Below are 12,372 nucleotides of genomic sequence, written 5' to 3'. Positions count from 1 at the left end.
GCCGATTCCGTGCTTGCCATCGCGCCCATCGACTCTCTGTTGTCTGGCCCCGTTTAACAGCGTCATCCGCTGTGTCAGGCCGATCACTCCACATAAACAAACGTCGGCTTTGCTGAAAAATTCCATGGCTGTTCGCTCGATGCCACAGGGAACTGGCTGATACCAGATCCACGCGCGCATGGGGCCTTTCCTCATCCAGTATGGAAGACTTGATATGCCACGTTTTATGCTCAGCACGCTGACACTCGCACTGGCTTTCACGGCAATGATGCCCGTGGTCGATGCCGCCCCTCTGCTCGATCCCTCCCCCGAACACCCACGTGCCGACAATCAATCAGGCCAGGCCAACACCTGGCTTGAGATTGATCAGGCCGCCTTCGAAGGTAACATCGCCAAGCTCCAGCAACGGCTGGCGGGTAAAAGCCAGATGTGCGCCGTGATGAAAGCCGACGCTTATGGAAACGGCATTGGTTTACTGATCCCTTCCGCCATCAGGATGGGCATCACCTGTATCGGTGTGGCGAGTAACGAAGAGGCTCGCGTTGCACGGGCAAAAGGCTTCAAGGGCCGCCTGATGCGTCTGCGCAGCGCAACCGTTGATGAAGTCGAGAACGCACTGCGCTACAACATCGAAGAACTGGTCGGTAACCTGGAGGTTGCACGCCAGCTCAACGAACTGGCCACCGGCAAAGGCGTGAAACTGCCGATTCACCTGGCGCTGAATTCGGCGGGCATGAGCCGCAATGGCCTGGAGATGAGTACGGCGCAAGGACAACAACAGGCGCTGGACCTGACTCGGCTGGATCACTTGGATATCGTCGGGATCATGACCCACTTTCCCGTTGAAGAACGCGAGGATGTTCTCCGCGGGCTGACCACATTCAAGGCGCAATCGAGCTGGCTGATCGAGCACGCCAAACTGGGCCGCAGCCGAATCACCCTGCACTGCGCCAATACCTTCACCACCCTGGAGGTGCCCGAAGGCTGGCTGGACATGGTTCGCCCGGGGGCTGCGCTTTATGGCTATCCCGTGGGTGGGCATAACGAGTTTCAACGGGTGATGCAGTTCAAGTCGCGGGTCGCGGCGGTCAACGCCTACCCGGCGGGCAGCACCATCAGCTACGACCGCACCTTTACCCTGAGCAAAGACTCATTGATCGCCAACATCCCGGCCGGCTATTCCGACGGTTATCGAAGAGCCTTCTCCAACAAAGCCTCTGTACTGATTCATGGCCAACGCGCACCGGTAATCGGCAAGGTCACCATGAACACGCTGATGGTCGACGTCAGCGGTATCAAGGGTGTGCAGGCGGGAGATGAGGTGGTGCTGTATGGCAAACAGGGCGATGAAGAGATTACCCAGACCGAACTTGAGACCATCAACGGCGCATTGCTGGCCGACCTCTATACGATCTGGGGCAACTCGAATCCGAAGGTGTTGAAGTCCAGGTAAGGATGGACGTGTAGGCGCTGCCCGAGCCTGCGGCAGCGCCTACGCGATCACGCGAAAATTAAAACCAGGTTTCCATCTGTATCCCGTACTGCCACACACCGCCGGCATTGAAGTCCGTCTTGCCGAAGTTGTCTGTGGAGCTGTACCGGTCCAGGTCCGAAGACCAGTTCATGAGGCTGGCGAATACTCGCAACTCGGGGCGTGTGAGCAGGTCTCCAACGTCGGGTTTGAAGGTCGGAGCGATGGTGAATTTCCAGAAATTACCGTCCACTGCATTACGTTGCAGGTAACCCTTGGGGTCGAGGTTCATGGTTTGCCAGCTCATTTCGTAGGCCATCTCGAAATTGCTGTTTATTTCATTGGCCAGCCGCACGTTCAGGGTCATCCAGCGGTAGTCGTCACCCTTGACGTAGCGATCCTTGCTTTGTTCGGCCAGCAAGCTCGGACCGATGCGCCAACCGGGTGCAAGGGGCGTCTCGCCGTACAGCGCCAGGCGCAGCGCGAGGGCGTCGTCGATCAGCTCGCCGTCCGAGCCGATGTTCTTGACCTCGGCCCCCAGGCCTTGCCCATAGAGCAGCGCGGTCTTGAAGAAGCCTTCCCTGCCGAAAAAGTTTTTCTGATGATTCGCGACCATGCTGTGCAAGCCGGAGTCCGCAGGCGTCAGGCCCGCTTGATTGCGGCGGGTGCCAATGTCGTTTTTCTTTGAGCCGATGCCATTGAACATCCACTGCCACTGACCACTGTCGAAGAACTGGTTGGAGGTGAGGATGTAGCTTTCCACGTCGGCATTGATCCCGCCCTCACTGAAATCCCCGTAGTTACGCCCGATCAAGGAGTAATTCGAACGCCAATCCTTGTTCATCTGCACATCGTAGATTCCACCCCCGGTGCCGGCCAGATAGACCACATCCGAGTCCAGCCAATGGATATCGAAATTGTCCCGGTCGAATCGCTTGCCTGCCCAAATCGTGGAGTTTTCGAACACCGGGTTGCCCTTGAAGGCCGCGAGATGGTCGAGCTCGGTAAACACCTGACGCACGTTCAGGTTGCTCTCCTCGGCTGTCCAGTCATTGGAACTTTCCACACCGTCGGCGATGGATACCGTGAACTTGGAACGGGTGCCGTTCTGCGCATACATCTCTTTCGACAGGTCGATACGCATGTACGTGTCGTCTTCGTTGCCGAGTCGCCCGACGGCGCCACCGACTGAACCGGCAGGCGTCGTATAAGGACCACCCCGCCCACCACCCAGGCCATCGTTGATCAACAATCCGGAGCGGGCGTAGCCCTTGAAGCTGAACCCGTCGGTGAGGTGTTCGGTGCTGCCCTGTTTTTCCATGCTTTGCTGACGGGCTTCGAGTTTTGCCAGCCGCGTATCCAAAGTGGGCGCCGCAGTGGCGGTCGCAGTGGACGCAGCAGGCTGCAAGGCGGGCGTGGACAGTTTGATTTGTTGCAGTTCCCTGGCGAGCGCCTGGGTTTGTTGTTCGGCGGCGGCTGCACGTTTTTCCGCGGCGCTGGCACGGGCTTCAAACGCGGCCATGCGTTCTTCCAGAGTCGCGGCCTGAGCGGTGGCCGCCGAGGTGCCGAGCACGCCTGCGAGTAGCCAGCTTGATGCTTTCTGCATGTGGAATTTCCTGTTTTGTTTTTATTGTTTTGTCCTGCGAACGGGCTTTTCTTTCGTGAGTTGGGAATTGTCAAAATCCACGAAAAAAAGGATGCCTCATCGCAAATACGCTGCTACATTTGGCGATGTTAACGTTAACTTTTCTAAAAACAAAAATAAAGAGGGCTTTATGAAACAGCTCAAATCACTCCTTCCAGCAGCACTGCTCGCCCTGTGTGCCGGGCTTCCATCCCTCTCTAGCGCAGCCGATCTGACGATCTCCTGCGGTGCGGTGGGCGCGGAATTACAACTGTGCAAGGAGGCCGTCGAGGCGTGGTCGAAACAGACCGGCAATCATGTCGAGGTGGTGTCCACGCCTAACTCGGCAACCGAGCGGTTGTCGTTCTACCAACAGATCCTCAGTGCGCAATCCAGCGACATCGACATCATTCAAATCGACATGGTGTGGCCGGGGATGCTGGCCAAACATCTACTGGATCTGCGCGAGGTGCTGCCCGCCGACGCGACCCAAGGCTACTTCCAGGCGCAGGTGGACAACGCCACGGTGAACGGACGGCTGGTGACGATGCCGTGGTTCACCGACTCGGGCCTGCTGTATTACCGCAAGGACTTGCTCGAGAAGTACAACCAGCCGGTGCCTCAGACCTGGGAGGAAATGACCGCTACCGCCAGGATTATTCAGCAGGCCGAGCGCAATGCCGGGAACCCCAATGCGTGGGGGTACATCTTCCAGGGGCGTGCCTACGAAGGCCTGACGTGTAATGCGCTGGAATGGATCAGCAGCCAACCGGACGGTGGGCTGGTCAATCCACGAGGCGACATCGTGGTCAACAGTCAGGCCTCCAGAGCGGCTTTGACCCTGGCAAAAAGCTGGGTAGGCGACATCTCTCCGCGTGGCGTACTCAATTACACCGAGGAAGAAGGACGCGGCGTATTCCAGTCGGGCAATGCGCTGTTCATGCGTAACTGGCCTTATGTCTGGGCCTTGGTGCAAAGCCACGACAGCGCGGTAAAAGACAAAGTCGGGGTCGCTCCCCTGCCCCGAGGCGGCAGCGCCGGCACCCATGCCTCCACCCTCGGCGGGTGGGGTCTGGCGGTATCGCGTTACAGCGCCCATCCGAAGCTTGCCGCAGAACTGGTGAGCTACCTGAGCAGTGCCCAACAGCAAAAACATCGTGCGCTGATTGGCGCCTACAACCCGGTGATCGAATCGCTTTACCAGGATCCGGAGCTGCTCGCGGCCATGCCTTATTACAGTCAGCTGCACAGCATTCTCAACGATGGCGTCATGCGCCCCGCTTCAATCACCGCCGCTCGTTATCCACGGGTCACCAATGCGTTCTTCGATCAAGTGCATGGCGTGCTGGCCGGCGAGTTGCCGGTCGATCAGGCGCTGACCGAACTGGAAGGCGAACTCACGCGCATCAAACACCGGAACTGGTAAGCCACAAGGAAGGAAATCACCATGTCTGTCTCTACTACCCATGCTCCCTGTGACGAGCTTCTGCTCACCAGGGAAACGCCGGTACAGCGCCGCCGAGTGCGCGCCGCCTGGCTGTTTCTGACGCCGATGCTGTTGTGTCTGGCCCTGGTGGCGGCCTGGCCGTTGCTGCGGACATTCTGGTTCAGCCTGACCGACGCCAACCTGGCGGACACCGCTGGCGGCACCTTCGTCGGCCTGAGCAATTATCTGTTCCACAACGGTTCCAGCTGGTCGGGCATCCTGGTCGATCCGCAATGGTGGAACGCGGTGCGCAACACCTTGCATTTCACCGTGGTGTCGGTGGGGCTGGAAGTCGTGCTGGGGCTGCTGGTGGCGTTGCTGCTGAACATCCAGTTCACCGGCCGTTCCCTGGTGCGAGCGTTGATTCTGATTCCGTGGGCGATTCCGACCATTGTCTCGGCAAAGATCTGGTCATGGATGCTCAATGACCAGTTCGGCATCATCAATCACCTGATGCTCAGCCTCGGCCTGATTGACGCGCCCCTGGCCTGGACCGCAGATGCCGATCTGTCGATGTGGGCGGTGATCATCGTCGACGTCTGGAAGACCGTGCCGTTTGTCACCCTGCTGATGCTCGCGGCGTTGCAGATGTTGCCGAGTGATTGCTACGAAGCCGCCAGGGTCGATGGCATTCATCCGCTGAAGGTGTTCTGGCGGGTCACGCTGCCACTGCTGATGCCCGCATTGCTGGTGGCGGCGATCTTCCGCATCCTCGACTCCCTGCGGGTGTTCGACGTGATCTATGTGCTGACCTCGAACTCATCGAGCACCATGAGCATGTCGGTCTATGCCCGCCAACACCTGGTGGAGTTTCAGGACGTCGGTTACGGCAGCGCCGCCTCGACCCTGCTGTTTCTGGTGGTTGCAGTGATCGCCATGCTTTATCTGTACCTCGGACGCCGTCAACTGGAGGTCCGGTCATGAGCCCGCGCCAACTGAAAAAAGCGCTGTTGCGCTTCGGGTTCTGGTGCCTGATCGGGGTGTTGCTGCTGTATGCGGTGTTCCCTTTCTACTACGCCATCGTCACGTCGCTGAAGCCGTCCAGTGCCTTGTTCCAGGTGAGCTACTGGATCAAAAAACCCGACTTCTCCAATTACGCGGCGGTGCTCCATCAAGCCTCATTCCTGCGGGCGATCGGTAATTCGCTGGTAGTTGCGCTTAGCGTGGTGACTTTGGCGCTGTTCCTCAGCCTGACCGCTGCTTATGCCTTGGGCCGGGTGAAGTTTCGTGGGCGTGGCACGGTGTTGATGATGGTCCTTGGCGTGTCGATGTTTCCCCAGGTCGCGGTGCTGTCGGGGCTGTTCGAGGTGATCCGTGCCTTGGGCCTGTACAACACCTCTTGGGCGTTGATCCTCAGCTACACGATTTTCACCCTGCCCTTCACTGTCTGGGTGCTGACCACGTTCATGGGGCAACTGCCCCATGAACTGGAAGAAGCGGCAATCATGGATGGCGCCTCGCCCTGGGTCACGCTGACCCGGGTGCTGTTGCCGCTGCTCTGGCCCGCACTGGTCACCACGGGTTTGTTGGCCTTCATCGCCGCGTGGAACGAGTTCCTGTTTGCCCTGACCTTCACCCTCACCGACACCCAACGCACGGTGCCGGTGGCCATCGCCCTGATTTCCGGCGGCAGCCCCCATGAACTGCCTTGGGGGTTGTTGATGGCGGCATCGGTGCTGGTCACCGTCCCTCTGGTGATTCTGGTGCTGATCTTCCAGCGCCGAATCGTTTCCGGCCTCACTACCGGCGCGTTAAAGGGTTGATGCCCGACAACTACAAGGAACAGCATCGTGATCAAGTTGAAACTGGATAACGTGAACAAACAATTGGGCGGTGCGCGGATTCTGCGCGACGTCAATCTGGAGATCGCGGCGGGTGAGTTCGTGGTATTCGTCGGCCCTTCGGGCTGCGGAAAGTCGACCCTGCTGCGACTGATCGCCGGACTGGATTCGATCTGCGCCGGCGACCTGCTGATCGACGGGCGTCGGGTCAACGACCTGGAGCCGCGCGAGCGTGGCGTCGGCATGGTGTTTCAGTCTTATGCGCTCTACCCGCACATGAGCGTCTACGACAACATCAGTTTTGGTCTCAAATTGGCCAAGACCGAAAAGACCAGCCTGCGCGAGCGCGTGCTGAAAACCGCGCAAATCCTGCAACTGGACAAGCTGCTGCAACGCAAGCCAAAGGAATTGTCCGGTGGGCAGCGTCAGCGTGTAGCCATGGGCAGAGCCATGGCGCGGGAACCGGACATTCTGTTGTTCGATGAGCCGCTGTCCAACCTGGATGCCTCCTTGCGAGTGCAGATGCGCAACGAAATCGCCCGGCTGCATGCCCGGCTGGGCTCGACCATGATCTACGTCACCCACGATCAAGTGGAAGCGATGACCCTGGCCGACAAAATTGTCGTGCTCAATGGCGGTCGCGTCGAACAGGTCGGCTCACCACGCGAACTCTATGAGCGCCCGGCCAGTCGCTTTGTCGCCGGCTTTCTCGGCTCACCCAGAATGAACTTTCTGCCGGCGCGTTTGCAGGCGTCGGGCGAAACCAGCCTGGTCGACAGCCCCGTGTTGGGGATGACGTCCCTGCCCTTCAGCAGCTCAAGCCTGGTGGCTGACGCCCCGCTAAGCCTGGGGATTCGTCCGGAGCACGTGTCGCTCAAAGCGGCCGAAGGGTCCGCCGGCATTGTCGTGACCGCAGTCGAGTATCTGGGCAGTGAAACCTATGTGCACCTCGAGACAGGTCAGGACGAGCCACTGATCAGTCGTTGTGAGGTCCACGCCGGATGGCAGGTGGGCGATCGGGTCGAGCTGCAGCTGGACATCGACAACCTGCACCTGTTCGACGCCGACGGCACGGCCTTGAAGCGTCACCCACATGCCATTGAAACCGCCCCTCTGCGCCCGGCACGAGCAGGCGCCCTATGACTTTGTCTTTGAATACCATGAGCGATCCAATGCCTGACTCCCTTGACCTTGCGCAGCGAGCGCTGAGTGATGGCCTGTCTCGGGTCATCTACGATTACCGCCCCGGTTATCACCTGGCCCCCCCCGCAGGCTGGATGAACGACCCTAACGGCGTGGTGTACTTTCGTGGCGAATATCACGTTTTCTATCAACACCATCCCTTCGACGCGAAATGGGGCCCGATGTATTGGGGGCATGCCAAGAGTACCGACCTGGTCCATTGGCAGCATCTGCCGATTGCCCTGGCGCCCGGCGATGACTTCGACCGCGACGGCTGTTTTTCCGGTAGCGCGGTGGTGTGTGGGGATACCCTGGCGCTGATCTACACCGGGCACACCTGGCTGAAGGACGTGGGTGACGAAAGCTCGATCCGCCAAGTCCAGTGCCTGGCCACCAGTGTCGACGGCATCCGCTTCGTCAAGCATGGCGCCGTCATCGCGACCGCGCCGCACGACACGATCATGCACTTTCGTGACCCCAAGGTCTGGCAGGAGGATGACTGCTGGTACCTGATTGCCGGCGCACGCCTGGGCGATAAACCGCTGCTGCCGCTGTACCGTTCCACCGATCTGCACACCTGGGAGTTCCTTGATTATGTAGCCAGTGGCAACGAGGGCGATGGCTATATGTGGGAGTGTCCGGACCTGTTTCGCCTGAACGGGCGCGATGTGTTGTTGTACTCCCCTCAGGGCATGCAGCCCCAGGGTTACGAACGGCTCAACAAGTACCAGACCGGTTATCGAGTAGGCCGCCTCGACAGCCAATGGCACTTCACCGGCGGGCCTTTTATCGAGCTGGATAACGGCCACGATTTCTATGCCGCGCAAACGCTGGTGGCCGCCGATGGTCGGCGCCTGGTGTGGGCGTGGCTCGACATGTGGGAAAGCCCGATGCCGAGCCAGGCCCATCACTGGTGCGGCATGCTCGGTTTGCCGCGCGAACTTGAACTGCATGACGATCGCCTTTGCGTGTATCCGGCACGGGAGCTCACGGCTCTGCGCGAGGCGCCATTGCCGGGTACGTCTTGGTGGGATGGGGCAGGAACCCGGTGGGTGCCAGAAGTGAATGGCGACAGGCTCGAAATCCATGTGCAGCTGGATCTGCTCGACTGCACCGACGGCCATTTGGGCATCGCCTTGCGTTGCAGCGACGATGGCCAGGAACAAACCCTGCTCTATTACGATGCGTCGCTGCAGCGTCTGGTGCTGGACCGTAGCCGCTCGGGTGCGCAAGTCGCCGGTGAGCGCAGCGTGTCGATAGACCCGACACAAGAGCGACTGGAACTGCGCGTGTTCCTCGATCGCTCGTCCATCGAGGTGTTCGACGAAAACGGGCGCTTCAGCCTCAGCAGTCGCCTCTATCCGCGGCCCGACAGTCTGGGGGTGAAGCTTCTGGCCAGCGGGAGCGGCGGGCGTGTCTGCATTCCCAGGGCATGGCCTCTGGCCTCGGGATGGCTGTGAACGGCGTCATTCGGGTCGCGAGAAACCCGGGCCCTGTGTCATGATTCTGCGTCAACCTGACCGGCCTCACCTCGCATGACTTCAGTGAAAGACGTTGCACAACTGGCCGGCGTGTCCCTGATGACTGTTTCTCGAGCGCTCAACAACCCGGAAAAACTGAGCCCCGAAACCCTTCAGCGGGTGCGTCGCGCCATTGATGAACTGCAATTCGTACCGAGCCTGTCGGCGCGCAAGATGCGCGGCGACAACCTCCAGTCGCGCACCATCGGTGTGTTCGCACTGGACACCGCGACCACACCGTTCGCGGTCGAACTGCTGCTGTCCATCGAACAGACCGCGCAACAGGCCGGCTGGAATGTCTTCATCCTTAACCTGTTGAGCAACCCGCCCACCGACCAGAACATCGACCTGATGTTGTCGCACCGCCCCGACGGGTTGATCTTCAGCGCCATGGGCTTTCGCCACGTCAGCATTCCCGAGCGCTTGAAGAGCAAACCGCTGGTGCTCGCCAATTGCCTGGCCGATGACAGTCGCCTGGTCAGTTATGTGCCGGACGACGAAACGGGGCAGTATCGCGCCGTGCATCACGCGTTGAGCCAAGGCTATCGGCGCCCGCTGTGCATCAATCTGCCAAAACAGAGCCTGGCCTGGGGGCTGCGACAAGAAGGCTTGCAGCGCGCCTGTCAGGCATTCGGGCTGGCGCCTGAAGCGCTCCTGCAATACGACCTTTCCGAGCATGACGCTTACGGTGAAACCGCAGCCATCCTCGACCGGCACATCATTGAGGGTCGTCCGCAATTCGACATTCTGATCTGTGGCAACGACCGCATTGCGTTTTGTGCCTATCAGCTGTTGTTGGGCCGAGGCCTGAAAATTCCCGGCGATGTCGCGGTGCTCGGCTACGACAACATGATCGGTATCGCTGAACTGTTCATCCCGCCGCTGACCACGGTGCAACTGCCGTACTACGAGATTGGTCGCCAGGCTGCCCGGCACCTGATCGAAACCCTTGAGGTAGAGGGAGCCCAGCCGGTTGATTGTCCATTGGTGGTCAGGGCGTCGCTTTGAGAGAGATTGAGTCCGTCACTAAACGCCTTGCACAGGTCATCACATTAGCTGCGCGGCCCCCAGCGGCGGCCAAAGAATGGATCACAACGTAGCCACCTGGCAGCACACGGGTGCCGGTCAAGCGTTTCGCCGCTACAATGCGCACCTTGACCGTGACAAGCCAGACTAAAAAAACATGTCCCTACCCAAGCATCACCTGGAATTGCTCAGCCCCGCCCGTGACGTGGCCATCGCCCGCGAGGCCATCCTGCATGGCGCCGACGCGGTGTATATTGGCGGCCCGAGCTTCGGCGCTCGCCATAACGCCTGTAACGAGGTGAGCGATATTGCCCAATTGGTGGAATTCGCCCGTCGCTATCACGCGCGGGTGTTCACCACCATCAACACAATCCTGCATGACAACGAGCTGGAGCCGGCGCGCAAGCTGATCCACCAGTTGTATGACGCCGGCGTCGATGCGCTGATCGTCCAGGACCTGGGCGTGATGGAGCTGGACATTCCGCCGATCGAGCTGCACGCCAGCACCCAGACCGACATCCGCACCCTGGCGCGGGCGAAGTTCCTCGATCAGGCCGGTTTCTCGCAACTGGTACTGGCCCGCGAGCTGAACCTGCAGGAGATCCGCGCGATTGCCGACGAAACCGACGCAGCCATCGAGTTTTTCATCCATGGCGCGCTGTGCGTGGCGTTCTCCGGGCAGTGCAACATCTCCCATGCGCAGACCGGGCGTAGCGCCAACCGTGGCGACTGCTCCCAGGCCTGCCGCCTGCCCTACACCCTCAAGGACGAAAAAGGCGGTGTGATTGCTTACGAAAAACATCTGCTGTCGATGAAGGACAACAACCAGAGCGCCAACATCCGCGCGCTGGTGGAAGCCGGCGTACGCTCGTTCAAGATCGAGGGGCGCTACAAGGACATGGGCTATGTGAAGAACATCACCGCCTACTATCGCCAGCGCCTGGACGACGTCCTCGAAGACCGTCCGGACCTGGCTCGCGCTTCCAGCGGCCGCACCGCGCACTTCTTCCTGCCCGATCCGGACAAGACCTTCCACCGCGGCAGCACCGACTACTTCGTCAGCGAGCGCAAGATCGACATCGGCGCCTTCGATTCGCCGACCTTCACCGGCCTGCCGGTGGGTGTGGTGGAGAAAGTCGGCAAGCGCGACCTGCTGGTGGTCACCCACGAACCGCTGTCCAACGGCGACGGCCTCAATGTGCTGGTCAAGCGCGAGGTGGTGGGCTGGCGTACCAACATCGCCGAGCCCAAGGGCGAGTTCGAAGAAGACGGTGAAAAGCGCTACCGCTACCGTGTCGAGCCCAACGAAATGCCGAAGGGGCTGCACCAGTTGCGGCCGAATCACCCGCTGAGCCGCAACCTCGACCACAACTGGCAACAGGCCCTGCTCAAGACCTCCGCCGAGCGCCGGGTGGGCCTGGCCTGGGTCGCTCGCCTGCGTGAGGATCGCCTGGAACTGACCGCCACCAGCGAGGAAGGTGTCAGCTCAAGTGTCGCCCTGGACGGCCCATTCGGCCTGGCCAACAAGCCGGAACAGGCCCTGGAGCAACTGCACGACTTGCTCGGCCAATTGGGTACCACGCAGTACCACGCCACGGATATCAAGCTGGATGCACCGCAGGCGTACTTCATCCCGAACTCGCAGCTCAAGGCCTTGCGCCGCGAAGTCATCGAAGCGCTGACCGAGGCCCGCATCAACGCCCACCCACGGGGTGGTCGCAAGGCCGAGACCGATCCGCCACCGGTGTACCCGGAATCGCACCTGTCGTTCCTGGCCAACGTCTACAACCAGAAAGCCCGCGACTTCTATCACCGGCACGGCGTCAAGCTGATCGACGCAGCCTATGAGGCTCACGAGGAAACCGGCGAGGTGCCGGTGATGATCACCAAGCACTGCCTGCGCTTCTCCTTCAACCTCTGCCCCAAGCAGGCCAAGGGCGTTACCGGCGTGCGCACCAAGGTCGCGCCGATGCAACTGGTGCACGGTGACGAGGTGCTGACGTTGAAGTTCGACTGCAAGCCCTGCGAGATGCACGTGATCGGCAAGATGAAGGGGCACATCCTTGGCCTGCCGCAACCGGGCAGCGTACAGCAGGTTGTCGGCCACATCAGCCCTGAAGACCTGCTCAAGACCATCCCTCGCGCGCCCCACTGAGTGACGGGCGAGCGCGCCGCTATGGCGTCGCGCTCGCTGCGCAGCCTTCGGCCGTAGCAGCTGTCGAGCCTGCGAGGCTGCGTTCGGCTGCGCAGCAGTCGTAAAATCAGGCACTGCGGTCCGTCAG

The 12,372-nt window shown here is 60.4% G+C and carries 9 protein-coding genes; 8 read left to right on the top strand and 1 reads right to left on the bottom strand.

What is annotated here, in order from left to right; genetic code table 11:
- Positions 1-214: 214 nt before the first annotated feature.
- Positions 215-1,453 carry an alanine racemase gene (alr, locus tag PMI21_RS09335; RefSeq protein ID WP_007939878.1) on the top strand — a complete coding sequence of 413 codons (1,239 nt, stop codon included), beginning with the start codon at positions 215-217 and terminating at the stop codon, positions 1,451-1,453.
- A gap of 58 nt (positions 1,454-1,511) precedes the next feature.
- Here the strand turns inward: alr and PMI21_RS09340 are convergent, their stop codons facing one another.
- The gene (locus PMI21_RS09340) at positions 1,512-3,077 is read right to left on the bottom strand and encodes a carbohydrate porin (RefSeq protein WP_007939877.1); all 1,566 of its coding nucleotides are present in this window, start codon (positions 3,075-3,077) and stop codon (positions 1,512-1,514) included.
- Positions 3,078-3,246: 169 nt separating this feature from the next.
- Between PMI21_RS09340 and PMI21_RS09345 the strand changes: the two genes are divergently transcribed.
- The 7 genes from PMI21_RS09345 to PMI21_RS09375 all read left to right on the top strand — a co-directional run bounded on the left by PMI21_RS09345 (position 3,247) and on the right by PMI21_RS09375 (position 12,245).
- Positions 3,247-4,521: an ABC transporter substrate-binding protein gene (locus tag PMI21_RS09345; protein WP_007939876.1), complete on the top strand. Its 1,275-nt coding sequence runs from the start codon at positions 3,247-3,249 to the stop codon at positions 4,519-4,521.
- Positions 4,522-4,542: 21 nt separating this feature from the next.
- Positions 4,543-5,505, top strand: coding sequence for a carbohydrate ABC transporter permease (locus tag PMI21_RS09350; RefSeq protein ID WP_007939875.1), 963 nt, complete (start codon positions 4,543-4,545; stop codon positions 5,503-5,505).
- On the top strand, positions 5,502-6,344 hold the full coding sequence (locus PMI21_RS09355; protein ID WP_007939874.1) for a carbohydrate ABC transporter permease: 843 nt from the start codon (positions 5,502-5,504) through the stop codon (positions 6,342-6,344). The genes PMI21_RS09350 and PMI21_RS09355 overlap by 4 nt, the downstream gene beginning before the upstream one ends.
- Positions 6,345-6,371: 27 nt before the next feature.
- Positions 6,372-7,505: an ABC transporter ATP-binding protein gene (locus tag PMI21_RS09360; RefSeq protein WP_007939872.1), complete on the top strand. Its 1,134-nt coding sequence runs from the start codon at positions 6,372-6,374 to the stop codon at positions 7,503-7,505.
- Positions 7,502-9,004, top strand: coding sequence for a glycoside hydrolase family 32 protein (locus tag PMI21_RS09365; protein ID WP_007939871.1), 1,503 nt, complete (start codon positions 7,502-7,504; stop codon positions 9,002-9,004). Before PMI21_RS09360 ends, PMI21_RS09365 begins: the two co-directional genes overlap by 4 nt.
- A gap of 75 nt (positions 9,005-9,079) precedes the next feature.
- Complete coding sequence (locus tag PMI21_RS09370) at positions 9,080-10,072, top strand: LacI family DNA-binding transcriptional regulator (RefSeq protein ID WP_007939870.1); 993 nt, start codon at positions 9,080-9,082, stop codon at positions 10,070-10,072.
- 175 nt (positions 10,073-10,247) lie between these two features.
- Complete coding sequence (locus tag PMI21_RS09375; protein ID WP_007939869.1) at positions 10,248-12,245, top strand: peptidase U32 family protein; 1,998 nt, start codon at positions 10,248-10,250, stop codon at positions 12,243-12,245.
- The last annotated feature ends 127 nt before the right edge of the window (positions 12,246-12,372 follow it).

Source organism: Pseudomonas sp. GM18, assembly GCF_000282195.1.
Lineage (GTDB): Bacteria > Pseudomonadota > Gammaproteobacteria > Pseudomonadales > Pseudomonadaceae > Aquipseudomonas.
This window is presented reverse-complemented; position numbering and strand designations above follow the sequence as displayed.

Bases quoted from the DNA above. Each gene is read 5' to 3' on its own strand.
- alr (WP_007939878.1), top strand. From the start codon at position 215: ATGCCACGTTTTATGCTCAGCACGCTGACACTCGCACTGGCTTTCACG.
- PMI21_RS09340 (WP_007939877.1), bottom strand. From the start codon at position 3,077: ATGCAGAAAGCATCAAGCTGGCTACTCGCAGGCGTGCTCGGCACCTCG.
- PMI21_RS09345 (WP_007939876.1), top strand. From the start codon at position 3,247: ATGAAACAGCTCAAATCACTCCTTCCAGCAGCACTGCTCGCCCTGTGT.
- PMI21_RS09350 (WP_007939875.1), top strand. From the start codon at position 4,543: ATGTCTGTCTCTACTACCCATGCTCCCTGTGACGAGCTTCTGCTCACC.
- PMI21_RS09355 (WP_007939874.1), top strand. From the start codon at position 5,502: ATGAGCCCGCGCCAACTGAAAAAAGCGCTGTTGCGCTTCGGGTTCTGG.
- PMI21_RS09365 (WP_007939871.1), top strand. From the start codon at position 7,502: ATGACTTTGTCTTTGAATACCATGAGCGATCCAATGCCTGACTCCCTT.
- PMI21_RS09370 (WP_007939870.1), top strand. From the start codon at position 9,080: ATGACTTCAGTGAAAGACGTTGCACAACTGGCCGGCGTGTCCCTGATG.
- PMI21_RS09375 (WP_007939869.1), top strand. From the start codon at position 10,248: ATGTCCCTACCCAAGCATCACCTGGAATTGCTCAGCCCCGCCCGTGAC.